At 57.3% G+C, this 26,655-nt stretch carries 22 protein-coding genes and 1 riboswitch; of the genes, 16 read left to right on the top strand and 6 right to left on the bottom strand.

Annotation, left to right across the window (positions count from 1 at the left end; genetic code table 11):
* Positions 1–37 precede the first annotated feature (37 nt).
* From ON16_RS02075 to ON16_RS02050, 6 genes are all read left to right on the top strand, one after another.
* On the top strand, positions 38–1,177 hold the full coding sequence (locus ON16_RS02075) for a BMP family ABC transporter substrate-binding protein (RefSeq protein WP_040658979.1): 1,140 nt from the start codon (positions 38–40) through the stop codon (positions 1,175–1,177).
* Positions 1,178–1,346: 169 nt separating this feature from the next.
* Positions 1,347–2,906, top strand: coding sequence for an ABC transporter ATP-binding protein (locus tag ON16_RS02070; RefSeq protein ID WP_040658978.1), 1,560 nt, complete (start codon positions 1,347–1,349; stop codon positions 2,904–2,906).
* Positions 2,899–4,059, top strand: coding sequence for an ABC transporter permease (locus ON16_RS02065; protein ID WP_040658976.1), 1,161 nt, complete (start codon positions 2,899–2,901; stop codon positions 4,057–4,059). The genes ON16_RS02070 and ON16_RS02065 overlap by 8 nt, the downstream gene beginning before the upstream one ends.
* Position 4,060: 1 nt before the next feature.
* The gene (locus ON16_RS02060; RefSeq protein ID WP_040658974.1) at positions 4,061–5,029 is read left to right on the top strand and encodes an ABC transporter permease; all 969 of its coding nucleotides are present in this window, start codon (positions 4,061–4,063) and stop codon (positions 5,027–5,029) included.
* 34 nt (positions 5,030–5,063) lie between these two features.
* Positions 5,064–6,020: a nucleoside hydrolase gene (locus ON16_RS02055; protein WP_040658972.1), complete on the top strand. Its 957-nt coding sequence runs from the start codon at positions 5,064–5,066 to the stop codon at positions 6,018–6,020.
* Positions 6,017–6,946, top strand: a complete 930-nt coding sequence (locus ON16_RS02050) for a nucleoside hydrolase (protein WP_051131470.1) — start codon at positions 6,017–6,019, stop codon at positions 6,944–6,946. Before ON16_RS02055 ends, ON16_RS02050 begins: the two co-directional genes overlap by 4 nt.
* 107 nt (positions 6,947–7,053) lie before the next feature.
* Here the strand turns inward: ON16_RS02050 and ON16_RS02045 are convergent, their stop codons facing one another.
* Positions 7,054–7,731: a TetR/AcrR family transcriptional regulator gene (locus tag ON16_RS02045; protein ID WP_040658970.1), complete on the bottom strand. Its 678-nt coding sequence runs from the start codon at positions 7,729–7,731 to the stop codon at positions 7,054–7,056.
* A gap of 196 nt (positions 7,732–7,927) precedes the next feature.
* Here ON16_RS02045 and ON16_RS02040 point away from each other — a divergent pair, with 196 nt between their 5' ends.
* Positions 7,928–8,806 (top strand): DMT family transporter, encoded by an 879-nt coding sequence (locus ON16_RS02040; RefSeq protein ID WP_051131469.1) that lies wholly within the window; start codon positions 7,928–7,930, stop codon positions 8,804–8,806.
* A 209-nt stretch (positions 8,807–9,015) separates the two neighbouring features.
* Here the strand turns inward: ON16_RS02040 and ON16_RS02035 are convergent, their stop codons facing one another.
* Together ON16_RS02035 and pepD are read right to left on the bottom strand one after the other, a co-directional pair.
* Positions 9,016–10,431, bottom strand: coding sequence for a YfcC family protein (locus tag ON16_RS02035; protein WP_040658968.1), 1,416 nt, complete (start codon positions 10,429–10,431; stop codon positions 9,016–9,018).
* A 95-nt stretch (positions 10,432–10,526) separates the two neighbouring features.
* A complete protein-coding gene (gene pepD / locus ON16_RS02030; protein WP_040658966.1) occupies positions 10,527–11,981 on the bottom strand; it encodes a beta-Ala-His dipeptidase in 1,455 nt (484 codons plus the stop codon).
* Positions 11,982–12,366: 385 nt separating this feature from the next.
* Here pepD and ON16_RS02025 point away from each other — a divergent pair, with 385 nt between their 5' ends.
* Entirely contained in the window at positions 12,367–13,098 is a 732-nt protein-coding gene (locus tag ON16_RS02025) for a MerR family transcriptional regulator (RefSeq protein WP_040658964.1), read from the top strand.
* 70 nt (positions 13,099–13,168) lie between these two features.
* Here ON16_RS02025 and ON16_RS02020 read toward each other — a convergent pair whose 3' ends face one another.
* Positions 13,169–13,930: an EFR1 family ferrodoxin gene (locus ON16_RS02020; RefSeq protein ID WP_040659809.1), complete on the bottom strand. Its 762-nt coding sequence runs from the start codon at positions 13,928–13,930 to the stop codon at positions 13,169–13,171.
* Positions 13,931–14,027: 97 nt separating this feature from the next.
* Complete coding sequence (locus tag ON16_RS02015) at positions 14,028–14,666, bottom strand: TetR/AcrR family transcriptional regulator (protein WP_040658962.1); 639 nt, start codon at positions 14,664–14,666, stop codon at positions 14,028–14,030.
* Between the two features lie 376 nt (positions 14,667–15,042).
* On the opposite strand from ON16_RS02015, the gene ftcD reads away from it, so the two are divergent.
* From ftcD to ON16_RS01975, 8 genes are all read left to right on the top strand, one after another.
* The gene (gene ftcD / locus ON16_RS02010) at positions 15,043–15,954 is read left to right on the top strand and encodes a glutamate formimidoyltransferase (RefSeq protein ID WP_040658960.1); all 912 of its coding nucleotides are present in this window, start codon (positions 15,043–15,045) and stop codon (positions 15,952–15,954) included.
* Positions 15,955–15,964: 10 nt separating this feature from the next.
* Positions 15,965–16,591, top strand: coding sequence for a cyclodeaminase/cyclohydrolase family protein (locus ON16_RS02005; protein ID WP_040658958.1), 627 nt, complete (start codon positions 15,965–15,967; stop codon positions 16,589–16,591).
* A 43-nt stretch (positions 16,592–16,634) separates the two neighbouring features.
* On the top strand, positions 16,635–17,237 hold the full coding sequence (locus tag ON16_RS02000) for a HutD/Ves family protein (RefSeq protein WP_051131468.1): 603 nt from the start codon (positions 16,635–16,637) through the stop codon (positions 17,235–17,237).
* Positions 17,238–17,264: 27 nt separating this feature from the next.
* Positions 17,265–18,935 (top strand): formate--tetrahydrofolate ligase, encoded by a 1,671-nt coding sequence (locus tag ON16_RS01995; RefSeq protein ID WP_040658956.1) that lies wholly within the window; start codon positions 17,265–17,267, stop codon positions 18,933–18,935.
* A gap of 122 nt (positions 18,936–19,057) precedes the next feature.
* A complete protein-coding gene (locus ON16_RS01990; RefSeq protein WP_040658954.1) occupies positions 19,058–19,867 on the top strand; it encodes a formate/nitrite transporter family protein in 810 nt (269 codons plus the stop codon).
* Positions 19,868–20,011: 144 nt separating this feature from the next.
* Positions 20,012–20,108: riboswitch (THF riboswitch) on the top strand.
* Positions 20,109–20,204: 96 nt separating this feature from the next.
* Positions 20,205–20,717 carry a folate family ECF transporter S component gene (locus ON16_RS01985; protein WP_040658952.1) on the top strand — a complete coding sequence of 171 codons (513 nt, stop codon included), beginning with the start codon at positions 20,205–20,207 and terminating at the stop codon, positions 20,715–20,717.
* Entirely contained in the window at positions 20,714–21,988 is a 1,275-nt protein-coding gene (locus tag ON16_RS01980; protein ID WP_040658950.1) for a bifunctional folylpolyglutamate synthase/dihydrofolate synthase, read from the top strand. The genes ON16_RS01985 and ON16_RS01980 overlap by 4 nt, the downstream gene beginning before the upstream one ends.
* A 204-nt stretch (positions 21,989–22,192) precedes the next feature.
* A complete protein-coding gene (locus ON16_RS01975) occupies positions 22,193–25,270 on the top strand; it encodes an ATP-binding protein (protein ID WP_040658948.1) in 3,078 nt (1,025 codons plus the stop codon).
* Positions 25,271–25,358: 88 nt separating this feature from the next.
* On the opposite strand, the gene hutI is transcribed toward ON16_RS01975, so the two are convergent.
* Positions 25,359–26,597 (bottom strand): imidazolonepropionase, encoded by a 1,239-nt coding sequence (hutI, locus tag ON16_RS01970; RefSeq protein WP_040658946.1) that lies wholly within the window; start codon positions 26,595–26,597, stop codon positions 25,359–25,361.
* Between the last annotated feature and the right edge of the window lie 58 nt (positions 26,598–26,655).

Raw genomic sequence — 26,655 nt, 5'->3', positions numbered from 1 at the left:
AGGAACTTTGGGATAAAATATTTTGGAGGTTCTTTACATGAAAAAGTTGTTTGCGCTTGCTCTTGCACTGGCCATGACATTCTCGCTGGCCGCTTGCGGAAGCACCCCCGCCGCGTCCGGCTCGGGTGCTGCTTCCGGTTCCGGTGCGGCTTCCGGCTCCACCGAAGGCGGTAAGGTGTACAATGTGGCATATCTTGTCAACGGCAACCTTGGCGACAAGTCCTTCTTTGACTCGGCAGAGTCGGGCCTTGAGCAGCTGCGCGATGCGGGCCGCATCACCCTGAACACCATTGAGATGGGCGGCTCGGACGAAGACCAGCCCACTTGGCTGTCCACCCTGTACGAGGTATCCGACGCGGGCGAATATGATCTGGTGGTCTGCGGCACCTATCAGATGCCTGAATATCTGAACGAAGTCGCCGCCAAGTATCCCGACCAGCACTATCTGATTTTTGACTCTGAGTCCAGCCAGCCCAACGTGGTCAACATCAACTACAAGCAGAATGATCTGGGCTATCTCATGGGCGTGTTTGCCGCCTGCATGACTACCGACACCAGCGTTGCCAACATTAATGAAGACGCGGTTCTGGGCTTTGTCGGCGGTATGGACAGCCCCGTTATCAACGACTTCCTGTACGGCTTTATTCTGGGCGCACAGAGCATCAACCCCGACGTGAAAATTGATACCCGTTATACCAACGACTACGTGGACACCGCCATCGCCAAGGAATACGGCCTGTCCATGATCAACGACAACAAGTGCGACATCATCTGGGGCGTGGCCGGCAACTCCGGCAACGGCGCCGCCGAGGCCGCTCTGGAAACCGGCAAAGCATGGTTCCTGGGCGTGGACTCCGATCAGGAGCTGACCTTCTCCTCTGACCTTGCCGCCATCACCCTGACCTCCGGCCTGAAGAACATTGGCAACTCTCTGGTTTGGTTCTTCGACCAGTGGGACGCCGGCGAAGATCTGTTCGGCCAGAACATCCTGCTGGGCATTCCCGAGGGCGGCGTTGGCATCGTCACCGACAAGAACTTCACTACATACGCCTCCGACGAGACGAAGGCCGCTCTGGAAGCGGCACAGCAGAGCATTATCGACGGCTCTGTGGTTGTGCCCTCCGCCATCGACGACAACGACGGGGCCATCGCCCTGCGTGAATCCGTCCGTCCGTAAACTTCCCGCTTTGCCGCAAAGAGGGGGCTTTTGCCCCCTCTTTGTCGCTCCCGCCCATGCAGATGGAGAGTGGCGTGCCGCTCCCCATCTGCGTGGACAGGAGAGCGTTTTACCGCAATCCGTCCTAAAAAACCGCACACAGAAAATCACAGGAGGGGGAATCCCGCATATGACAGAGGAATACGTGGTCCAAATGAAAGGGATCACCAAGGTCTACCCCAACGGCATCGCCGCCAATCAGGGCGTGGACCTGAACGTCCGAAAGGGAGAGATTCACGCGCTGATGGGAGAAAACGGCGCTGGAAAATCCACACTTATGAAAATGCTGTTTGGTCTGGAGCAGCCCACAAGCGGCGAAATCTGGGTCAACGGCGAAAAGGTCAACCTGACCTCTCCCACCGTGGCCATAGCCAAGGGCGTGGGCATGGTCCATCAGCACTTTATGCTGGTGCCCAGCCTCACCGTGGCAGAGAACATGGTGCTGGGGATGGTCCCTAAGAAATCCGGACTGTTTATTGACAGCGGCAAGGCCATTGAGATCACAAAGGAATACGCGGAGAAGTTCAATCTCCATGTGGACCCCACCGCCCGGGTCTGCGACATTCCGGTTGGAATGAAGCAGAAGGTGGAAATTTTGAAGGCACTGGTACGGGGTGCGAAAATTTTGATTCTGGACGAGCCTACCGCCGTTTTGACCACACAGGAAACCACAGAGCTTTTCAAAGAGCTGATGAGTCTGAAGGAACAGGGCTACACGATTATTTTCATCTCCCACAAGCTGGCGGAGATCATGCAGATCACCGACCGCATGACCATTCTCCGGGGTGGACGATCCATGGGTGTGTATGAGACGAAAGACGAAAGCCCCGAAAAAATCTCCCGTCTGATGGTGGGCCGGGACGTGGTGCTCAAGGTGGAAAAGGGCAAGGCCCAGCCCGGCGAATCCGTGCTGCGGGTCCGGGACTTGGAGTACATCAACGAGTGGGGCAAAAAAATGCTGGACAAGGTGTCCTTCGATCTCCGTCAGGGCGAGATTTTGGGCATTGCCGGCGTAGAGGGCAACGGGCAGAAAGAGCTGGTGGACATGCTGTTCCACCTGAACACGCCCAACGCCGGGTCTGTGGAGGTAAACGGAGCCAGCGTTCTGGGGCAGTCCCAGCGCAAAATTCGCGAGATGGGCGTATCTCTTGTGCCGGAGGATCGGATGCTCTATGGCATTGCGGATAGCGGCACCATTGAAGAAAACCTGATCTCCGACCGGTGCGGAACAAAACGGCTGAATAAAGGCCCCCTGTTTGACATGAAGGCCATTCATAATGAATGTGACCAGTTGATTGAGGACTATACCGTGCTGTGCAAATCCGGCGCGCAGCAGGTGAAGATGCTCTCCGGCGGCAACATCCAAAAGGTGGTGGTGGCCCGGGAATTTTCCAACAATCCCAAACTCATCATCGCCGATCAGCCCACCCGCGGCATCGACGTGGGCGCCACGGAGTTCATCCGCCGCAAGCTGGTGGAGCTGAGCCGCTCGGGCGTTGCGGTGCTGCTGGTATCCGCCGACCTCAACGAGGTCATGGAGCTGTCCGACAGCTTGATCGTCATGTACGGCGGGCGCATTTCCGCCTATTTTGAAGATACGTCCGACCTGAGCGACGAGGTGATGGGCGAATACATGCTGGGCCTGAAGCAGCAGGCCCCCGAAGAGGTTGGGAGGGTCTGTCATGAATAAGAAGCAAAGCATGCTCTTCGGTCTTGTTCGCGGCGCGGCGGCAATTTTGATCGCCCTGCTGGTAACAACGCTGTTGATCTTTATCTGCGCCGACACACCGGACGGCGCGTCCTTCGGCGCGGCCTTTTCCGCAAAGCTCACCCAAACCGGCGGCGCGCTGCGCCAGCTGCTGATTGGCCCGGCTTTCCGGTCCAATGGCAGCATCAGCACCAAGAATCTCTCCGACGTGCTGGCGTCCATGATCCCCACGATCTTTACCGGCCTTGCCACCTGCGTGATGTTCTCCGCCAACCAGTTCAATCTGGGTGCCGAGGGCGGCATCATGCTGGGCGCTTTTGCGGGCGCGCTGGGCGCCATCTATCTGGATCTGCCCGCCGGAATTCTGCCGGTGGTCTGCGTGCTGATCGCGGCGGCGGCGGTGGGAGCCATGATGCTCATCCCCGCCGTGCTGAAGGCAAAACTGGGGGTCAGCGAGATGGTGAACTCTCTGATGCTGAACTATGTGGTCATGTATCTCATCAAATATCTGCTGAACACCCATCTGGCGGACAAATCCAAGGGTCAGGTTCAGTCCTATCCCTTTCAGGCGGACGCCGCCATTCCCCAGCTGATCGACAACGGTTCCAAGCTCTCTTGGGGCTTTATCGTGGCGCTGGTCTTCGTGGTGCTGACCACGCTGTTCATGTACCGCACCCGCTGGGGCTACGCCATCCGCATGATCGGCATCAATCAGGATTTTGCCATGTATTCCGGTATGAAGGTGGGCGGCATCGTGATTTTGTCGCAGGTACTGGGCGGCGTTCTGGCCGGTATGGGCGGCGGCATTGAGATGCTGGGCCGCTACACCGCGTTTTCTTGGAGCGCTCTGCCCGGATACGGCTGGACGGGCATCACGGTCGCCATCCTCGCCGGAAACAACCCGGCGTTTGTTCCCTTTGCGGCCTTCTTTATGGCATATCTGGACAAGGGCTGCAACCTGATGAGCACCTACTCCGGCGTTCCCGCCCAGCTGATTGATATCATTCAGGCGCTGATCTTCCTGTTCTTCGCGGCGGAGCAGTTCCTGTCCCGCTACCGCCAGCATCTGGTGGTTCGGAACACACAGGAGGAGTTGGCCCAAAAAGCCGCTCAAGCAGAAGGGAGCGTGAAGTAACATGCTGCTGGAACGTATTTTCACCACAGACTTCTTCTTCTCCGTTCTCCGCATCACCGCCCCCATCCTGTTTGCCACGCTGGGCGCGGTCATCGGGGAAAAGGCCGGCATTTCCAACATCGGCCTTGAGGGCATCATGATGATCTCCGCCCTGTTCGGCTCGCTCACCGCCTATTGGACCGGAAGCTGGGCCACGGGCGTTCTGCTGGCTTTGCTGGTGGGCGTCATCGTGGCGCTGTTGATGGGATTTTTCTCCTTCAACCTGAAAACCGACATCATTCTCACCGGCGTCGCGGTCAATATGATCGGCTCCGGCGGCACGCTGTTTTTGGTCAAGGTCATCACGCAGGCGACGGAGGGTTCCGCACTGGCCTCCACCACCTCGCTCATCACGAAAAACCTTCAGGTTCCCGCCGTCAACATTCCGCTGTTGAAGGACATCCCCATTCTGGGCGATATTCTCTCCGGCCACAGCGTTTTGACCTATCTGGCCTTTTTTCTGGTGTTTATAACTTGGGTGCTGCTGTACAAAACCCCTCTGGGACTGAACATCCGCTCCGTGGGCGAAAACCCCAACGCCGCGGCCTCTGTGGGCGTCAGCGTTCTGCGGGTGAAGTACATTGCCATCGGCCTCTCCGGGGCTATGGCGGGCCTTGGCGGGGCATACATGTCCATGTATTACGCCATGGGTTGGTCTTTAGACATGGTGGCGGGCCGCGGCTTCATCGCTTTGGCGGCGCAGGCCATGGGCGCGGGCGAGCCTTTCGGGTCTATGGTGGCGGCGCTGATCTTCGGTCTTGCGCAGGCGCTGGGCATTAAAGTCTCGTCTCTTGGCGCGGACTCCAACCTCGTCTCCCCCATCCCCTATCTTGTGACGATTCTGGGTCTGGTGGTCTTCGCTCTGGTGGGGCGCAGCCGCGCAAAGCAGCGGCACTCCGCCGCCGCTCTGCAAGCCGCTGCGGCGAAATGAACCACCGCAATTTTATCCGGAAAGGAAACCGCGTATGACAACTCTATCCAAACTGCCCGTGATTCTGGATGGCGACCCCGGCCATGACGACGCGATGGCGTGGATGCTGGCAAACGCCAGCCCCATGCTGGACATTCTGGCCGTCACCTCCGTGGCAGGAAATCAGACCATCGAAAAAACCACCTATAACGCAAGGCGCGTGTGCGCCCTGCTGGGCATCGACGCCCCCATTGCCATGGGCCGTCCCGGGCCTCTTCTCTCCGACCCCATCACCGCCGGAAACATCCACGGGCAGACGGGGCTGGACGGCCCCGCCCTCCCTGAGCCGAATGGCCCCCTGTCCCCCATGGGGGCGGTGGAGCTGATGGCAAAAACGCTGCGGGAAAGCCCCGATCCGGTGATCATTATTGCCACCGGGCCGGAGACAAACGTGGCTGCGCTCCTGCTGGCCCATCCGGAACTGAAATCCAAAATCGCGCAAATCTCCGTCATGGGCGGCGGCATCGCCTTCGGTAACTGGACGCCGGCGGCGGAATTCAACATTCTGGTGGACCCGGAGGCGGCACAGCTCGTCTTCTCTTCCGGTATTCCGCTGACCATGTCCGGACTGGACGTAACGGAGCAGGCATTGATCTTCCCGGAGGATTTTGAACGCATCCGCAAGGTGGGCAATCAGGTGGCCGGTGTGGTGGCCGACTGGCTGGAATTTTTCTTCAAGTTCCACCGGGATTTGGGCTATGCCGGCGCGCCGGTTCACGACGCGGTGGCGGTGGCCGCTCTGCTGCGGCCAGAGCTTTTTACCATACAGGAGTTGTACGTGCAAATTGAAACCGCAGGCGAATACTGCCGGGGCGCCACGGTGGGCGACCTCCACGGAAAGCTGGGCCGCGCTCCCAACGCCCGGTGCGTTCTGGGTCTGGATCGAACGGGCTTCGTGGACCTGATGGCGGAAGCGGTGAAAGCCTATGACGGATGGGAGGTGCGGGTATGAACAAAATCCCCATTTGGTTTGACACCGACCTCGGGGTGGACGACGCGGTGGCGCTGCTGTCCATCGGCAAGCTCCCCCAGCTGGAGCTTTTGGGTATCTCCGCCGTAGCGGGCAACGCGGAGCTGCACCATACCTTTGAAAACGCCCGAAACGTCTGCCGTCTGGCGGGCCTGAACGTTCCCGTCTACCCCGGCGCGGAGTACCCGCTGTTTGTCCCCCTGCGCACCGCGCCGCTGGTTCACGGGGAAAACGGCGTGGGCGAGGTGGAGCTTTCCCCGTCCGAAGCGCCCCGGGAAACGACCCTTGCGTGGGACGCGCTCTATAAGGCGGCAAAGGCCGCCAGGGGCGAATTGCAGGTGATTGCCGTGGGGCCCCTGACCAATCTCGCCACCGCGCTGGGAAAGTATCCCGACTTGAAAACGCTGCTCAAGCGCATCCTCCTCATGGGCGGCGCGGCGCAGGGCGGCAACGTCACTCCGGCGGCGGAGTTTAATATCTACGGCGACCCCCACGCCGCGCAGATGGTGTTCAAATCCGGTGTTCCAGTGGTAATGTGCGGATTGGATGTGACCTTGAAAGCCTATCTCACTCCCGAGGAAGTGGATGAGATCGGGAGCCACGATACGCCGGTCTGCCGCTTCGTCCACCAGAGCAATCAGCTGGCATTGGCCTTTAACGAGCGAATCTCGGCCCCCGGTCTTTGCTGCCATGACACCTGCCCCGTTTTGTTTCTGGCCTGTCCGGAGCTGTTTTCCGGTGAGGAGGCAGGGGTCTATGTGGAAACCCGTGGAGAAGTGACGCTGGGCAAAACCGTTACCGATCTCTGGAGCGACAAGCAGTTTGCCGACCGGCACGTCTTCGTGGTTTTGAATGTGGATCGGGAGAAGTTTATCGCAAAGGTACGGGAGCTTCTGCTGTCTTACTGAGTGCAGGCTCATTTCTTAAACAGAAAAATCTTCAAATACCTCAGCCTTATTAAACAGGCTGTGAAAAGCGGCGGTTCGGAAAGCCTTCCGAACCGCCGCTTTTGGTCTTATTTTGCCTGAGCCAAAATGTATTCCAGCATTTCACTGAATTTTTGCTTGTGCGCCTCGCAATCCAGACTGTCCCCGTGAATGCACGCCTCGTAAATAAAGTTCTGGTGTACGGCAACAATCAGCCGCAAGGTGATGTCGGCCTTTTCCGGGGCTACAAAGCCCTCTACCACCATGTCCTGCATCGTGACGCGGTCGCGCTCCAGCATACTGCCGGACAGCATCATCTGCCGCAGCGGGGCGCTGAACCCGGCCAGCTCTTCCGGAAAAAGATCGCTGTAATAAATGTGCAGCACTTCCCCCATCATCTCACTGTGGCGGCCAAAGAACATGTTGTGGAAAATGTCCGGGTGCTGAAATGCAATCTCATTAAAGCACCGATAGATCGTCCGAAACCGGTCCAGCGAGGACATTTCCGGCTTCAGCGATTTGGATAAGGCGATTACGTAATCCCGCAAGTAGCACACGGACCCAAACAGTGTCAAATGCTCCAGATCCCGAAAGTAGTTGTAAATGGTGGCGCTGTTGTAACCAGCCTCATTGGCAATTTTTCGAATAGACAGCCCGTCCACCCCATCGGTCCGGATCAGTTTTTGCGTCGCCTCGATAAAATAAATCATAATCCGCTTCCGCTTTACCGTCAGTGCGCAAGTCTCGTTTCGCTCCTGTTCCGCCATGATGTTCTTTCCTCCTAATTACCGATTGGCCGAGAATGACCGCTCGCCTTAAGTGTATTCCGATTCCCCCAAAAAAGCAAGAGAACGCGGTATTGACAAATGAGGCGGGCTAAATTATAATGATTATATTTCAATCGCGATTATATATAAATCAAGATTATATTTTGGGGTCTAACGCGCGGTGGGAGGGTCTTCAATGCCGAAATTTTGGATGTCCGGCGGGTTTTTTGTCTTTTTAGGGGCTCTGTTTTGGAGTTTAAATGCACCAATTGTAAAATTTCTGACGCTTGATTCCTTTTTGATCTGCGGGCTGCGCTCCATCGTTGCGGCAATTGCCCTGTGCGCCTTCATCCGTCCGAAGCGGCTGAACTGGAACCGGTGGATGCTGCTGTATGTATGTTCTTACGCCGCACTGTGTCTCAGCATTATTTTGGCTCTGACGAAGACATCGGCCCCCGTGGCAATCGGGATGCAGTATACCGCAACGATCTGGCTGTTTCTGGTACATCTGATCCAAACCAAGCGATTCAAACTCAACGCGTTTATTCCGGTCTGTGTGATCTCTGTGGGCGTTCTTTTCTTCATGAGTTCCGGTTCAGACAGCGCCAGCAGCACCGGAAATCTGATTGCGCTGTGCGAGGGTGTGTTTTTTGCCTGTATGACAGTCAGCGCCAAGAAGGCCGCAGGGACAAATCCACTTGGGCTGACGGCCGTGGCAAATATTTTTACAGGTCTGCTGGTTTTTCTGCTGGCTCCCTCTTCCGCGTCAAAAATACCCGCGATGAGCGGTCTGGATTGGGGGATCATGCTGATCTTGGGCGTGGTTCAGGTGGGGCTTGGGTATGCGTTTTACAATCTGGGCGTTCAAAAGATTTCGGCACAGAAGGCCTCCATCATCGCGCTGTGGGAGATGATTCTGGGGCCGGTATGGGTGGCGCTGTTCTTAACGGAATATCCGTCGCTCCCGGTTTTAATCGGATTTGTCATTATCATATTGGGAATGCTGCTGGACGTGAAGCTCTCCGCCGCGCCAAAGGAACCAGCCGACAATCTGCTGGAGAACACAACTTTATAATAATTCCTGCGGATGACGGCCCGCTTCCAATTTGAAGATTGGAAGCGGGCCGTTTCCCGGCCTGAAAGACTGTTTCCCGCCCCCCTTTTCCGGCGAAGCGCTTTCCCCGCCGGCGTTTGATCCGGCAGAGGAGAAAAGCCGACACCCCGCAGAGGCGGCGTCGGCTTTTTCCAAGGAAAGAGGTGTGGGGTATCAGCAATTTGGGTGATTTAGAAGGGGCCGTAGCCGATTTGAACGGCAATGGAGAGGAACACGAACGCAACCACCCACCATGCGATAAACAAAGGAAGCAGATACTTCATCCACTTTTTAAAGGGAACGCCGCCGCACATGGCCAGTGCCGCCAGAATTTCGCCGCCGGTGGGCGCCATCACGTTGGTGAACGCATCGCCCATCTGGAACGCCAGAACCGAGGTCTGCCGGGTGATATTCAGCATATCCGCCAAAGGCGCCATAATGGGCATGGTGATCGCCGCTTGACCGGAGCCAGAGGGAACCAGCACATTGAATAGATCCTGCACCACAAACATGCCGCAGGCGGCCATCGTGGGAGGCAAACCATTCAGCAAACCGGACAGATAGTGGATGATCGGGTCCATGATGCTGGCTTCCTGCAAAAGGATGATTACCGCGTTGGCCAAGCCCACCATAAGGCAGGGGAACAGCATGTTGACGCATCCTTTTTCAAAGTGGTCGCAGATCTCGCTGGGGCGCAGGCCGCCGATCACACCGCCGATGATTCCGATGGCCAAAAAGATGGCGGCCAGCTCATCAATGTAATACCCTTGGGTGACAATGCCCCAAACGGTAAAAGCGATTCCTGCAATGAACACCACAAGGACCAGCTTCTGCCGCCCATTCAGCCGCTCCACGTTGTCCACGTCCAGCGCAACATTCTGTGCGGTAATCCGGTCAATCTCGTAAGTAGAGCTGAGATGGGGATCTCTCTTCACTCGCCGCGCGTGCCACATGACATACGTGATGCTCACGGCCAACAACACCACGAACACAGCCACCCGCAGGCCCATTCCCGAGAACATGGGAAGACCTGCGATGCTTTGTGCCACGCCGGTGGTGAACGCGTTTGTAACCGCACCCGCATAGCCGGACGCAGCGGCGCAGAAGATAATTCCCACCGCCGTCAGCGAGTCAAAACCCATGGTCAGGCAGCAGGCCAAAACCAGCGGCACAAATGCCAGAAATTCCTCAAAGTTGGCGCAGAAGGCGGAGCCGCAGCCAAAAACAACCATACACACAGGAATCATCAGCAGCTCTTTTCCCCTCATCGCCCGCACCACATTGGACATTCCGGCGTTGATCGCGCCGGTGCCGTTTAAAATGGCGAACATGCCGCCGATAATCAGCAGGAAGAAAATGATATACGCGGCGTTTTGCATACCCAGCGTCACGGACATGAGCAGGCTGAAGATGGAGATTGGGTTTTTATCCACCAGATGATAACTGCCCGGGTCCACCACACTGCGATCCGCCACCGCATCGTAAACACGGTCATAAGACCCGGCAGGAACAATATAGGATGCAATTGCGACGATCACGATGATCGCCACCAAAAACAGCATGGGATTGATCGCTTTGAGTTCTCTCTTTTCTTTGATCCTATCCATAAATGACTCCCTTATATTTAGTTTTTTCCCTCCTGCGTCATGCGCTGCAAGAACCTGTATTTACAATTGAGACGACGTACATGCAGGTTCTATATTCAGCCCATGGAAGCAAGCGCACTGCACAGGCAGCTGTAAACATTCTTCACAGACGAGATGCGAAGAGACTCTGTGGGCGAATGAAAGTCCCAACAGTCCGGGCCGATGGAAATGGCATCAAGCAGCGGCTTTGTTTGGAAGAAATATCCGACCTCCAGTCCCGCGTGGACGGTGAGGAAGGTTGGCGCGTTCCCACGCAGCGCCGTGTAGGCGTCCGCATAAATTTGGCGGAGCTTGGACGCGGGACGGAAATCCCAGCTGGGATAGACAACGCTCCACCGGCAGCTCCCTCCCAATGTATGAGCCAGCCGCTCCATCCGCCGGAACAGATACTCCCCCAGGCTCGTTTGCGCGGACCGGATTTCCAGCACCAGATGGAGCTCTTCCCGGTTCAAGTCTAAATACACCTCGCCCAGATTGTCCGAGGTGTCCACCAAGCCGGTGAGGACTTCGTTCATCTGCTGAATCCCATCCGGTATTAAAACCAAAGCAGTGATGATTCCGTCCGGCTTGGCTCCAAGACGAACAGCCGAAGCGGCGGTTAACTCCACCTTCACAAGCTCGGCAGTGGCGGGCAGTTCGGCGCGAAACGCCGCTTCCAAGGCAGCAAACCGTGTCTGTACCTCGGCAAGACGGGATGCGTCCAGCCAGAGAACCGCTTCGGCATCCCGGGGAATGGCCAGCCGGAAGCTGCCGCCCCGAATGCTGGTCAGATAGAATGCGCAGCATTCTTCCGCCGCCATCAGCAGCCGCGCCAGCAGAATGTTGGCGTTTCCGCGGCCGCGGTGAATGTCTTCGCCGGAATGTCCGCCCTGCAGCCCGGATACGCACAGGCGATAAGCGCTCCAGCCTGCGGGTACTTGTTCGGCTTTGACAGGAAGATGAAAGTCCACCTGCATCCCCCCGCAGCTGCCGCACACGATCACCGATTCGTCCGTGTTGTCAAGGTTAATCAAGCGGGACGCCTCCATGCGGGCGGTGTCAAACCCCTCCGCGCCGGAAAAATCCGCCTCCTCGCAGGAGGTAAACAGCACCTCCAGCGCGGGATGCCGCAAATCCGCATCCTCTAAAACCGCCATGGCCAGCGCCACGCCGATGCCATCGTCAGCCCCCAGCGTGGTTTTTCCGCCGGTAGAGAGAACGTCGCCCTCGATCACCCAGTTAATGGGGTCCTTCAAAAAGTCGTGCGTGACTCCCTCCGCTTTTTCGCAGACCATGTCCAGATGCGCCTGCAGCATCACGGTGGGCGCGCCTTCAAACCCAGACGTGGCCGCCTTGCGGATCAGCACGTTGCGGTGAACGTCCTGCTCCGCGTCCAGTCCCAGCCCATTGGCCCAGCCAAGAATATAATCGCTCAGTTCCTTCTCGTTTCCGCTTCCGCGCGGAATGTCGCAGATTTGCTTGAAATGGTAAAAAACCCGGTGTTTGCACAGGGTTTTTATTCCGTTGCTCACAATTCCCCTCCTCACTTCGCGAAGCCTGATTCTCTTTTTCTTATTTCGGCAGAGCGTGCTATGCAATCGCGATTTTAATATAATCATGATTATAATATCAATTGGAAAATGTGTCAATCCGCAATTTAATTTACACGTTATTTTTGGAAATTTACACGATATTTACACAGGGCTTTTGACATTTCTGCGGGTTAAGCACCTGAATGCAGGCGATTGCGGTGAATATAGTTGCTCGCTGAAAGAACAAAGCACCGTCTACTCTTGGTGGAAATTTTTGCATGGCAGCAAACACAAAAAAGATTTGATTTTTGCTTGACTCTGACATAACGTAATAGTGTAAATTCATTCTTGTGGTCCAAAGGGCACAGGAAAGGAGGCTGTATCCATGAAAATCAACGAGGTGGCAAAGCGCACCGGTATTACCGTGCGGACACTGCATTATTACGATCAAATCGGATTGCTGAAGCCCAGCCGGATCACCGAGGCGGGCTATCGCCTCTACGACCGGGAGTCGCTGGCGGTGTTGCAGCAGATTTTGTTTTTCCGGGAGCTGGACTTTCCGCTTCAGGAAATTCGGGAGATCATGGAAAAACCCGGCTATAACCGGCAGGAGGCTCTGGAAAAGCACCGGGAGCTGCTTGTAAAAAAACGGGAGCGTTTGAACGGGCTGATCGGACTGGTGGACAAAACCTTAAAAGGAGAAAGTGAAATGAGTTTTCAGGAATTTGATAAAACGGAAATTGAGACGATGCGCGAGCAGTATACGAAAGAGGTTCGGGAGCGCTGGGGAGATACCCCGGCCTTTCGAGAGGAGCAGAAAAAGACGGCCCGGTATGACGGCGCCAAGTGGAACGCCGTCAACGACGAGGGCGCGGCACTGATGCGGGCATTTGCGGAGCATCGGGACGAATCGCCGTCCGGCGACGCCGCGCAGGAATTGGTTCGGCAGTGGAGAGAGTATATCACAGAAAACTTTTACCACTGCACCGATGAAATTCTGGCAGGACTTGGCGCGATGTATGTGAGCGACCCGCGCTTTACGGAGAACATCGACAAAAACGGCCCGGGAACCGCGGCGTTCATGGCAAAGGCTATTGAGGCCCACTGCCGCAAGTGAACGGCGGGCAAACTTTCCCAAGCGTAAAAAGAACCGCGCGGTACAGTTCAACTGTGCCGCGCGGCTTTCTCTATACCCGATAGGATTCAAAGCGGCACTGCTCAACCACCGCTTTCCCCAGCAGCGTGATTGCCTTTTGGGGGCAGGAACTGACGCAGCGGTAGCACATGGTGCAGTGACCACCGGGGACGGGCCGTCCCCTCTCCATGCGCAGATTCCCCATGGGACACTGCTTGGCGCACAGACCACAGCCGATACAGCTGTCGTGAATGTTCAGCTGCCGTGAATAGTGAAGGGTCTTCCCGTAAAACCAGAGCCGCTGACCCAGAAGCCCCGCGAGATGGTCGACCAGCCGCAGCCCCTCCTGCGGATAGACGCCTTTTTTTATGCTTTCGGCGGCGGCTTCTATTTTCCCATCCGCCATTGCCACAATCTCACGGTTCTCCGCCAAGCTCTTTTTCAGCGCCTTGCTATCGCAGACCGCGTCCGGCATCCGAATTTGAAGCCCGCCAACCACGTCCGCTCCTCTTTTTTTCAAGAGCCTTGCCGTGCAGCCGGTGCCGTCTCCACTGAAAAGCCCCATGGTGGTCAGGCAGAAAACCTTTTTCCCCTGCCACAGGGCAGCATGGGTCTTGATAAAATCCCGAACGAAGATCGGCGCGTTGGAAAACTGAGTGGGATAGGCCAGCAGAATCCATTCCTCCCCTTGAATCGCCTCCACCGCCGACGGGCTCTCCAATGGGACGGCCCGGGCGCTTTCATCCAGCAGGGACAGCAGCTTTTTCACGCAGTGCCGGGTGTTCCCCGTGCCGCTGAGATAAACGCCTGTCATATGACATCGCTCCTTTTTGCAGTATCCCCGGACAGGCCCGCCATCCAGAGAATTTTTATTGCTGAAAAACACCCACGGCTCAAAACGATCCTCACGCTCAGGCCTCCTTTTTCACAGAGGCAAGCATCATCTGAAAGCCGTACTGCAAAAATTCCTCCCGGCTCAGGCCCATTTGCTCCGCAAGATACGCTTCCTTGCTCCCTGCCATTTCAATGAGGCTCCCGAGAGCGGCCCAGAGCGTAAAGACAGTGGGTCCGACCGAAAGTCCCCGGCGGAGCACTCCTTCGTCCATTCCCCGCTGAAACAGAAGCGCCATGGCAGCATTGATCTCCTCGCCAACGTCGTAAATGCGCCGCAAAATCTCGCTCTCCGCCAAGGCCTGCGCATCAACGGGGATTTTTCCTGTGATACTGGAAAAATACAGCGGGTAGCGGTCGTAAAGCTCCGTCAGGCTCCGGCAGATGGAAAAATAGCAGGCGGTGAAGTCCACCGTTGTCTCCAGGCAGGAATTCGCGGCGTCCCGCAGGGTGCACATATGGGTGTAAATAATCCAATCGTAAATCTCGTCTTTGCTCTTGAAGTAGACATAGACGGTGGACTTACTATAATCCGCCGCTTTTGCGATGTCGTCCATAGTGGTCTGCCGAACGCCTTTTTCCGCAAACAGCCGCTCCGCCGCCTCTAAAATGTTCTGACGATTGAACCGGACCAGCCGGTTCTCTTTTTTTTGCGCCATAGATACCTCCCGAAACCCAACTCTAATTATAAACATCGTACTACTAGTTCGATAATAAGTCAATGGGTTTGAAATGCTTTCGCAGTCAAAAAGTTAGACGCTTTTTTTGCAACCTTCCTCATTTGATCTATTGCATTTTTTCAAAAGTTTGGCACAAGTTTAAACTTTTTCAAGTTTTTTGACGCTGTGTCGAAAATTAGACGTGTTTTGGATGGAGGCTTGCTATACTGACAGCGTGATCGGGCGAGGCCCGTTTGAAATGTCTGTGCGGAATTTCTCAAAAGGGAAAATGCCGCTGTTTCCACCCTTGCAATGGATACATATCTCTGCATCATTCCGTCATCTACAAAATTAAAACAATCAGGAGGAAATTGAAATGGCAAAGCTCGTAGAGTGCATCCCCAATTTCAGCGTCAGCAAAGAAAAGGACGAGGTTGTTTTCCAAGGTCTGGTTGACGTGGCCAACTCTGTTCCCGGCTGCACGGTGATGGACGTTCAGTCCGACGGCACCCACAACCGCTGCGTGTTCACGTTGGTCGGCTCTCCGGCCGGCATTGAGGAAGTGGCTTTCCAGCTGTGCAAAAAGGCCACTGAGACTATTGACCTGACCAAGCACGAGGGCGCGCATCCCCGCATGGGCGCCACAGACGTGATCCCCTTCGTCCCCACCATGGACATCACGGTGGACGAGTGCATCGAGATCAGCAAGCGCGTCGCCCAGCGCATCTGGGAAGAACTGAAGGTTCCCAGTTTCCTGTATGAGGACTCCGCCTCTTCCCCCGACCGGGTGAATCTGGCAAAGGTCCGCAAGGGCCAGTTCGAGGGTATGCCCGAAAAGCTGCTGCAGCCCGAGTGGGCTCCCGACTTCGGCGAGCGGAAGATTCATCCCACCGCCGGTATCACCGCCATCGGCGCCCGGATGCCTCTGGTTGCCTTCAACGTGAATCTGGACACCGACAATGTGGAAGTGGCCAAGGCGATCGCCAAGGCGATCCGCGGCTCTTCCGGCGGCTTCAAGTACTGCAAGGCCATCGGCCTGCTGCTGGAAGACCGGAACATTGCGCAGGTTTCCATGAACATGGTGAACTACGAGGGCACTCCCCTGTACTTCACCTATGAGATGGTCCGCGCGCTGGCCGACCGCTGGGGCGTGAAGATTCTCGGCACCGAAGTCGTGGGCCTGACCCCCGCCAAGGCACTGATCGACTGCGCCGAGTATTACCTGAAGATCGAAAACTTCGACTGCCGCAAGCAGGTGATGGAATATCACCTGATCGACATGGAATAAGGAGGCCGACATGAAACTGGCTGACCAGACCGTTACATCCTTTGTGGACCTGATGGGTTCCGACGCGCCGGCCCCCGGCGGCGGCTCCGCCGCTGCGCTGGAGGGTGCGCTGGGCGCAGCTTTGACCGCCATGGTCTGCGCGCTGACGCAGGGCAAGAAAAAGTACGCCGAGTTCGCGGAGTTGACCGCCGGCGTGGGTGAAAAGGCGCAGGCGCTGAAAGCCCAGTATGTAGATGTGATCGACCGGGATACCGAGGCGTTCAACGCCGTCTCCGCCGTGTTTTCCATGCCCAAGGAAACCGACGAGGAGAAGGCTGCCCGTTCCGCCGCCATGCAGGAGGCGTTGAAGGGCTGCACCAAGACTCCGTTTGAGATGATGGAGCTGGCCGTGAAGGCTCTGGAGCTGACCGACAGCATCGTGGGCAAGTCCAACACCAGCGCTGCCAGCGATTTGGGCTGTGCGGCTCTAAGCCTGAAGGCCGCCATTCAGGGCGCATGGCTGAACGTACTCATTAACATCGGCGGGCTGAAGGATCAGGCTTTTGCCGACCAGTATCGCAAGAATGGCGAGGCTCTGCTGGCAAAGGCCCTGCCTCTGGCCGATTCGATTTACGAAAAAGTTTTAGCATCCCTGTAAAAGAGTTAGATATCAGATTGAATGCACGGAAAAGTGTGATATAATGAATGCTACTATTCGGCAAATCGTCTCCGCAGACTATGACACCACCCGCTGGAGCGGCGGAACCACCACGCAGATCGCCATTTCCCCTGCCGGAGCGTGCTATCCGGACCGGGACTTTCTCTGGCGCGTCAGCTCCGCCACTGTGGAGCTGGACGCCTCGGACTTCACCCCGCTTCCGGACTATGAGCGCTTTTTGTCCACGCTGCAAGGTTCGATTCTTGTCTCCCATGACGGCGGAACGCCTTTGACGCTCACGCCGGGGAACATCCACCGGTTCGACGGCGGCGCGGCCACCCGTTCGGAAGGGATCTGCACGGACTTCAACCTGATGCTTCGCAAGGGGAAGTGCAGCGGAGAAATGCGCTGCCTGCACCTTGGCGAACACGGCGCGGCGAAATTGAGCCGCACCGTGGCGCTGGAGCGCGAACGGTATTCCTTCCTCGTTTACTGCGTGGAAGGAGACGGCGAACTCTCCTTGGACGGCGAGACGGTTCGCTTTTCCAAGGGCGAGGCCGTTCTGGCGCAAAAGGGTGAACCGCTGCTGCGCAGCGGCGGAGCGTCTGTATTTATGCTGTGCGAGATGACGGAGACGGAAAGCTGAACAATTATTTTAAGGAGGAGATCACTCATGGGTTTGAAAAGCGATATCGAGATTGCCCAGGAATCCACTATGCTGCCTATCGAAGAGATTGCCGCAAAGCTGGGTGTGGGTCAGGAAACTCTGGAGCCCTATGGTCACTATAAGGCGAAGCTGGATATCCACGCACTGAAGGACCTGCCCCGCAAGGCCAAGCTGGTGCTGGTGACGGCCATCAGCCCCACCCCCGCCGGTGAGGGCAAGACCACCACGTCCGTCGGCCTTGCCGACGCACTGAACCGCTTGGGCAAAAAGACGGTCGTCTGCCTGCGGGAGCCCTCTCTCGGCCCCGTGTTCGGCGTCAAGGGCGGCGCGGCTGGCGGCGGCTATGCACAGGTGGTTCCCATGGAGGACATCAACCTCCACTTCACCGGCGATTTCCACGCCATCGGCGCGGCCAACAACCTGATGTCCGCTCTGATTGACAACCACATCCAGCAGGGCAACGCGCTGGATATCGACGTGCGTAAGATCGTTTGGAAGCGCGTGGTGGACATGAACGACCGCCAGCTGCGCCACATTGTCTGCGGCATGGGCGGCAAAGCCAGCGGCGTTCCCCGTGAGGATGGGTTCGACATCACCGTGGCCTCTGAGATCATGGCGGTTTTGTGCCTTTCCAGCGACCTTGCGGACATGAAGGCCCGCCTCGCCCGCATGGTGGTGGCTTACAGCCGGGACGACAAGCCCGTCACTGCCCATGACCTGCACGCCGAGGGCGCCATGACCGCCCTTTTGAAGGACGCCATTAAGCCCAACTTGGTTCAAACGCTGGAGCATACGCCCGCTCTGATCCACGGCGGCCCCTTCGCCAACATTGCTCACGGCTGCAACTCCATTCAGGCTACGGAAACCGCTTTGAAGCTCAGTGACTACACCGTGACGGAGGCCGGCTTCGCCGCCGACCTTGGCGCGGAGAAGTTCTTGGACATCAAGTGCCGTGCCGGCGGATTCCATCCCGACGCGGTGGTGGTGGTCGCCACGGTCCGCGCGCTGAAGTATCATGGCGGCGTCGCCAAGGCCGACTTGAACAACGAAAATCTGGAGGCTCTGGAAAAGGGTCTGCCCAACCTGCTCCAGCATGTGGAAAACGTGACGAAGGTTTACGGTCTGCCCTGCGTGGTGGCTGTCAACGCCTTCCCCACCGACACCGCCGCAGAGTTGAAGCTGGTGGAGGACAAGTGCAAGGATCTGGGCGTCAACGTGGCTCTTTCCGAAGTTTGGGCCAAGGGCGGCGAAGGCGGTCAGGCGCTGGCCGAAGAAGTTCTGCGCCTGTGCGAGCAGCCCAACCACTTCCAGTTCTGCTACGATGTGAACGATTCCATCGAAAAGAAGCTCAACGACATTGCCACCAAGGTCTATCATGCCGACGGCGTGTCGATTGTTCCGGCCGCAAAGAAACAGCTCCAGCAGCTCACGGAGCTGGGCTTTGACAAGCTGCCCATCTGCATGGCAAAAACCCAGTTCTCCTTCTCTGACGACGCGACCAAGCTGGGCGCGCCCAGAGGCTTCAAGATCACCGTCCGCGAGTTGAAGGTCAACGCAGGCGCGGGCTTCCTGGTGGCCAAGACCGGTGACATCATGACCATGCCCGGCCTTCCCAAGGTTCCCGCCGCCGACAAGATCGACGTGGACGAGAACGGAAAGATCACCGGCCTGTTCTAAGCGTTTTTACAATTTCCCGGCGGGACGGAACGTCCCGCCGGGGACTCGTACCGTTTGCACCCGGCAACATTCTGAAAGTCTCCCGTTTCATATGCAGTGGGAGCGAGGGGAGAAAGAGAACTATGCTGAGTTCCGCCGAGTTTTTGGATAGCTATGTCGGAATTGGTGAAAAAAAGGCCGGTGCAACTACGTTGAAGCTGCTTTTGCTGGGGATTCTATCGGGCTTTGCCATCGGGATGGGCGCTGCGGTCACAAGCGCGGCGACGTTTGCCATTGACAATCCGTCCGCCGCAAAGATCATCAGCGGCACGCTGTTTCCGCTGGGCCTTATCATGGTGCTGTTCACCGGCGCGGAGTTGTTCACCGGAAACTGCCTGATGACGATTTCTCTTTTGGAGCGGCGCATCCGTTTGAATGGAATGCTCCGAAACCTGATTATCGTTTACTTTGGCAACTTTGTGGGCAGTATTTTGCTTGCCGCTGCCATCGTGTATTGCGCCGGACCGGGCATGGCAACGGGGCTGGTGGTGAAAACAGTGTCTGTCGCCGCGGCAAAATGCACCCTTCCCTTTGGAAAAGCCGTGATTTTAGGAATCCTGTGCAACATTCTGGTGTGCATCGCCGTGATGATGGCCCTGTGCTCTAAGGACGCGGTGGGCCGCGCTGTGGGAGCCTTTGGCCCCATCTGCTGCTTTGTTATCTGCGGCTTTGAGCACTGCGTGGCGAATATGTATTACATCCCCGCAGGACTTTTGACGATGAACATCCCCGCCTGTGCACAGGCGGCTGCGGCCGCCGGTTTGGATACCACCGCCCTGACTTGGGGAAACTTTTTTCTCCACAATCTGCTACCGGTAACGATCGGAAATATCCTTGGCGGCTGCGGATTTGCCGCCCTGCTTTGGGCCGCAAACCGCAAGCCCCGCGCATAACCATACGCGTATTCCCTATTCCCGCATCCCGCATCTCCCGTCCCAGCCCGCAAAAATACATTGTATTTTTACGGAGAGGAGGGGCAACGAAACGAACGAACTTTGGTCAAAGGCCAAAGCAAGGGATATGGAATTTGCCCCGACGACAGAGTAGGGCCAGCGCGTCAAGTGCCGACGGATGGGAAGTCGCCGTCGGACGAAGAGGTGAAAACCTCGCGTTGCTGTACCCGCATCCGCTGCCACAAAGAAGGAATTACTTCCTCCCAAGTGGCAACTGCCAAGCTGGATTTTTTAAAGTAACTTTGGCCGTTCTAACACACTAAGGAGGATTTTTATAATGAAGAAGCAAAAAATTTCTATTTCTATGCTGGTGACATTGGGTATGCTGGTCGCCATTGAGATCGTCCTGTCCCGGTTCTGCTCCATTTCCGCGTGGAATATCAAGATCGGTTTCAGCTTTGTACCCGTCGCCGTGGCGGCGGTGCTGTATGGAGCCGCTCCGGCTGCGGCTGTGGCCGCGCTGGGAGACTTTGTAGGCGCAATCCTGTTCCCCATCGGGGCCTATTTCCCCGGTTTTACCCTGACTGCGGCCCTGACCGGCGTGGTGCTCGGTCTGTTCCTGCACAAGGGGCAGAATATGGCCCGCATTGCCGGTGCAGTGGCAGTGAACCAACTGATATTGAGTCTTCTGCTGAACACGCTGTGGATTTCCGTGCTGTACGGTTCGCCTTACGGGCCGCTGTTTGTGACCCGCATTGTGCAGACCATGGTGATGATCCCGGTGCAGTTCATTATGATCGGCTTGATGACAAAAGCCTTGGGCCGCTATGGAAAGCGGGCGATTGCATGAACTTTTCGGAGGCGCTGGATTTTATCCACGCCACTTCTTGGCAGGGCAGCCGTCTTGGTCTTGCGCGCATTGAGGAGCTGATGACCCTGTTGGGCAATCCTCAGAAACAGCTGCGGTTCATCCATGTGGCGGGGACCAACGGGAAAGGCTCCGTGTGCGCCATGCTTTCCGAAATTCTGGCTCGGGCAGGATATACAACGGGACTTTATACCTCCCCTCACCTCTTTCGCGTCAACGAGCGGATGAAGGTGAACGGGGCGGACATTTCTGACGAGGAGCTGACTCATCTTGCGGAGCAAGTGGCTCCGGTGGTGGCGCAGATGGAGGACTCTCCCACGGAGTTTGAGCGCATCACGGCCATGGCCCTGCTGTATTTCCAGAAAAAGCACTGCGACGTGGTGGTTTTAGAGGTGGGTCTGGGCGGTCGTCTGGACTCGACCAATGTGATCGACGCGCCGGATGCGGCAATCATTACCAACATTGCACTGGAGCACACAGAAGTGCTGGGAGACACGCTGACAAAGATTGCCGGCGAGAAATCCGGAATCATCAAGCCCGGAGCGGACGTAATCCTCTCTGCCCAGTCGGCGGAGGTGGAGGCCGTGGTGCGCCGGACCTGCGAGGAGCGGGGCTGCGCTCTGCGCGTGACGGACCCGGACGCGGAAAAACTGAACGCCTGCGATCTCTCTGGGCAGACGCTGGATTACCGGGATCGAAAGGAACTGCGGCTGCGGCTTTTGGGAGACTATCAGTATAAAAATGTCTCCGTGGCGCTGGACACCGTAGACGTGCTGAACGCGCGGGGATACAAGATTCCGGAATCCGCCGTGCGGGCGGGACTGTCCGAGGTTCTTTGGCCCGGCCGGTTTGAGGTCTTGCAGCAAAATCCGTTGGTTTTGGTGGACGGCGCCCACAATCCGGACGGTGTGTCCGAGCTGGTCCGCTGCCTGAGCGCCTATCTGCCCCACCGCAAAATGACGCTGGTAATGGGCGTGATGGCGGACAAGGACTACGCCGACATGATCCGCATGATGGCGCCCTTCGCCACGGAATTTGTGGCGGTAACGCCGGAGAGCGAGCGTGCGCTTCCGGCAGAGGACCTGCGAACAAAAATTGAGACACTGACCGGCGTTCCCGCCCGTTGCGGCGGCGACGTAAAGAGCGGCCTTGCCCTTGCGATGAGTGGAAAAGGCCCGGAGGACATTGTCTGCGCTTTCGGTTCGCTCTATCAGGTGGGAGAAATCCGGGCATACTTTGGGCGGACCACCTGAAAAGCACCCTGAGGAATCACGGCGGCATTTTAGCTGGAAAGGCGCTTTTGCCCTTTTTTCAGCTTTGGGCGGGTATCCAAAAGATACCTGCCCCCTTTTTATCCCTAAGACAAAAAGATCGTAAATATGGCTGGCGTTGAGCCGCGGAGCCGTGTATAATTAAGATAGAACAAACGATTTCAGAGGAGAGGAAGGGGCAAATCGATGGCAAAGATTGAAGTACAGCTGTTTCAGATACCTTGCGTGAAGCTGGACGGGAAAGAGGTGTCCTTCCCTTTCAAGCGGGTTGACGCGCTGTTTTATTATCTGATCTGCCAAAAAACCGCTACTCGTCAGGAGCTGGTGGATCTTCTCTGGGAGGATTGCGCGGAAGAGGTAGGCTATAAAAATCTGCGGCACACCATCTATACGCTGCGCAAATCGCTGGGGGCCGATTTGATTTTGACCGTTCCGAAAACGGAGGTACGCCTGAATCCGGAGCGGGAGCTGATCTCCGACTTTGACCAGTGCAACAGCGAGGAGACTGCGGACACGGAGCAGTTTCTGCGGGGCTTCACAGTGAAAAACGCGCCCAGTTTCAACGCTTGGGTGGATCAGGTACGCGAGCGGATGGCCGCCCGGACACTGAGTGACCTTTTCACCGGCGCGGCGCAGGCTCAGGAAAAGGGCGATCTGGCGCAGGCGGAGCGGCTGAGTCTGGAATATTTGAACCGGGACGGACTGGATGAAAAAATGGTCATGTTCCTGATGAAGCTCTATCAACAGGACGGACGATATTACAAGGCCGCCAATCTCTATCAAAAGCTGAAAGACCGGCTGGCGGAGGAGCTGGGCATTGCCCCGCTTCACGAAACCGCCGCACTGTACTATGACATTGTGAACCAGTGGAACGAGACAACAGCGGAAGAGGCCGGCGGGGCCGCCCCCGCGCTGACGGGAAGCCGGGGCTGTCTGCTGCAAAAAATGCAGGATCGGTATCAGGCGTTTCAAAACGAGTATCAAACCCCTTCCCTGTTGTTTTACGGGGAATCCGGCTGCGGCAAGAGCTATCTTTTCCAGCACTTCCTTCGGGGCGGCGACTTTTCGGACACGCTGGTGCTGACGGGCCTTTGCTCCCAAATGCAGGCGGGGGTGTATCTGGAATCTTGGAAAAATGTGATGTTGGCGGTGGCAGAGGAAGCGGCACGGCAAAATCTGCCCATCCCCGCCGCCACCCGGCGGACTATCGCAAGAGTGTTCCCGGTGTTTTCTGATGAGGCAGAGGAGCCGCGGGAGACCTGTAAATTCAAGCAGAACCGCTGCGGCGCACTGGTGACAGACGCGGTGGCCCTGCTGCTTTCCATGGCGGCGGGACGGCGGAAGATTCTGCTGGTGTTTGAAGATCTCCAGTGGATGGACCCGGCCAGTCAGGATCTTTTATGTCAGGTGGTGCGTCGGCTGGGCGGGAGCCAGCTGCTGCTGCTTGCCTCCAGCTGGACGCTGAATGTAGATGTAAATTTTCTTCTGGACGAGTCGGCGCTGGAGCGCGTCCATGTTCCCTGTCTCACCCGGGAGGAAACTGACCGGTATCTGGATGGGGCACTGGGCGTGGATCTGCCTGCCGCAGTCCGCACCCGCATCTTTGAAGCCACGGGGGGAAATCCCCGTCTGCTGGCCGGGGCTGTGGAGAATCTGCGGGGCAAGGAGCCGACGGAGGACACCCTGCCGGACGCCAACGGCATCCTGCATCAGCGCATGGCGGGATTGAGCGTGCAGGCGCTGAACCTTGCCAACGTGCTCTCCCTTTTCCCGGATCAGACGCCCTGCCAGCTTCTTTCGGAGATCACGGGTTATCAGCCCACGCAGCTTTACGCCTTGTCTGTGGAACTGGAAGAGCACTCCCTGATCGGGGAGTGCTGCATCGGGTCAGAGAGCTATTTGGGATTTCTTCAGCCCCATATGCGGGAGGCCATTTATCAGGCGCAATCGTATTTTCAGCGCCAGCCTCTTCACCTGCAAATTGCCGACCGTCTTGAAAAGAACCAGCGCGAGGGGGACGTGGACGCTTTGGCCCGGGTGGCATACCATTGCCGGGCGGCAGGCGACAGTCTTCGGGCTTTTCGGTGTGAGGTCACCGGACTGTACTGGCGGACACGGTGGACTTGTGAAATTCCGCCTCTGGTTCCTGCGGAAGACGACCCTCCCTCGCCGCTGCCCAAAGGAGTGACGCTGGAAGACTATATCCGGGGACTGGAGCAAGAGCTGGATCGGCTGCGCCGTTTGTTCCCTTCGGGCGCACAAAGCGAAGAGCTGAACCGGGCCGAACGGATGCTCCTGTGCGCAAAGGCGCGGACGCTGATCTATACCGGCCAGTATCAGGAGGGACTGGGCGTCACAGAGATGCTTCTTCGCTCTATGACTCCCTGCGCCGCAGAGGACACAGATCTGCTGCTGTGGGTCTTGCGTCAGCGGATTGCATACAGCATTCAAACAGATCAGCCCGAGCCGGAATTCATTGTCCGGGGGCTGGAAATTGCGGAGGAATCCGGTCTGAAGCGCCAGCGAGCCTGCTATTTGCTGCTGCGGGGCATTGATTTCTGCAAAGAGGGAAGCTATAAAAGCAGTGATTACTTTTTCCGTCAGGCACTGGAGCTGTTTGACCACCCGGAGCACTATCCCCTGTTCTGCGCGTATATCCGAACGTGGCAGGGCGAATGGAAGCGCCGCCAGCAGGACTTTGACGGAGCCTGCGAGATTTATCAGCTGGCTGTGGAACAGACCGAGGGCCTGCCCCCTTGGCCGGGCTGCGGCTTCCTCTTCACCGGCTATGGTCGGGCGGCCATGGCCGCAGGAGACGACAAAAAGGCCCGTCAGATGTTTGCCCGGGCCTTGGAGGCATTTGAGAAGACCCGCGAATTGCCGGGGCGGTGTTTGGCAGAAGCCTACTCCGCCTACTATGCCGCGCAGGATGAGAAATACGCCGAGGCAGCGGAGCTGCTGGCAGTTTCTTGGGACTCCGCCAGCAAACTCAGTTCTCTGGTGGAGCAAGGGATTCGGGACAGCGTTCTGGCGCGGCTGCGCCGGGAGCTGGATCAAAACCGCACGCTGGACAACGAATTGGACCACTATCTCTACCGTCCACTGGATATCTACTGTCACCGCGGAATGCAGCGTCTACGCGGCGTGAAGGGCGCGTATGAATATGACCAGCTGGAGGACTGTCTGCGGTACAGCGTCCGGCAGGCAAAGCCTTTGACGGTCAAAAACCTTTACAGCAAAAACAAGAACTTTATGACAGAATGAACGCGCAAAAAGGCGGTTGAAAGTCCCCAGGGACTTTCGACCGCCTTTTCCTGGTCAATCTTCCGCTCGCCGCAAAGGCTCACGTTTCTTAAATGTGGACGATCTCGCCCTTTTTGATCACGGTGTCCACCAGATTCGCGCCGAAGCGATAGCAGATATAATCCAAATCCGGCGCATCCCAGATCAGCAGGTCGCCCTGCTTGCCCACTTCCACAGAGCCAACCTTGTCAGCCCGGCGGATGCCTGCCGCGCCGTTCAGCGTGGCGGCGGTGAGAACCTCCTCCGGCGTCAGGCGGTACTTGAGGCAGGCGATGTTCATGGCCATCTGCAGGTTGGAACTGGGGCAGGAGCCGGGGTTATAATCCGTTGCCACGGCAACGGCAACACCCGCATCAATCATGTCCCGGGCGGGAGCGAAGGTGGCCCCCAGATAGAAGCTGGTCGCGGGCAGCAGGCAGGCAATGGTGCCGCCCTTTGCCATGCTGGCAATGCCATCGGCCGGGCAGACGATCAGGTGCTCGGCGGTGATGGCCCCAATCTCTCCGGCAAGCTGCGACCCACCGATGGGATCAATCTCGTCGGCGTGAATCTTGGGAGACAGACCGTACTTTTTACCCGCCTCCAAAATGACGCGGGATTCCTCGGCGGTAAACACGCCGGACTCGCAGAACACGTCGCAGAATTCGGCCAGATTCTCCTTTGCGACAGTGGGGATCATCTCCTCGCACAGCAGGCGGATATAAGCCTCCCGGTCGTTCTTGTACTCCTCCGGCACGGCATGGGCGCCCAGAAACGTGGGGACCAGTTCCACCGGCTGTGTCTCGTTCAGCCGACGGATCGCCCGCAGCTGCTTATACTCGTCCTCCGGGGCAAGGCCATATCCGCTCTTGGCTTCGCAGGTGGTGGTGCCCATGGCCAGCATGGCTTTCAGTTCTTTTGCGGCCTTGTCGGCCAGCTCCTCCTCCGACGCGGCACGGGTAGAGCGGACGGTGGAGAGAATTCCGCCGCCTTGGGCGAGAATTTCCAGATAAGTCACGCCGTGGAGCTTCAGCCCCAGTTCATTTTGCCGCCAGCCGCCAAAGATCAGGTGCGTATGGGCATCCACCAGTCCGGGGGTGACCAAACGTCCCTTTGCATCCACGACCTCCGCATTTTCCAGATACTCCGCGGGGACTTCCCCGCTGCCCACAGCGGAGATCACGCCGTCCCGCACCAGCACATAGGCATTTTTCAAAAGGGTGATTTCTCCCTGCGCCTTGCCACGCTTGGCGTCGGAGCCGGTGGGGGTGGCCAGCAGGCCAATGTTTTTCAGCAGCAGACTTGCCATAATCGATCCTCCCAAATCAAAATGTCGGAAAAGGGGCCTCGCTTTGAGGCCCCTTTTT

Origin of the sequence: Oscillibacter ruminantium GH1 (assembly GCF_000307265.1) — a bacterium.
In the GTDB taxonomy this organism is placed as follows: Bacteria; Bacillota; Clostridia; order Oscillospirales; family Oscillospiraceae; genus Oscillibacter; species Oscillibacter ruminantium.
Note: the sequence above shows the minus strand (reverse complement) of the source record. Positions and strands in the feature narration are given on the sequence as shown.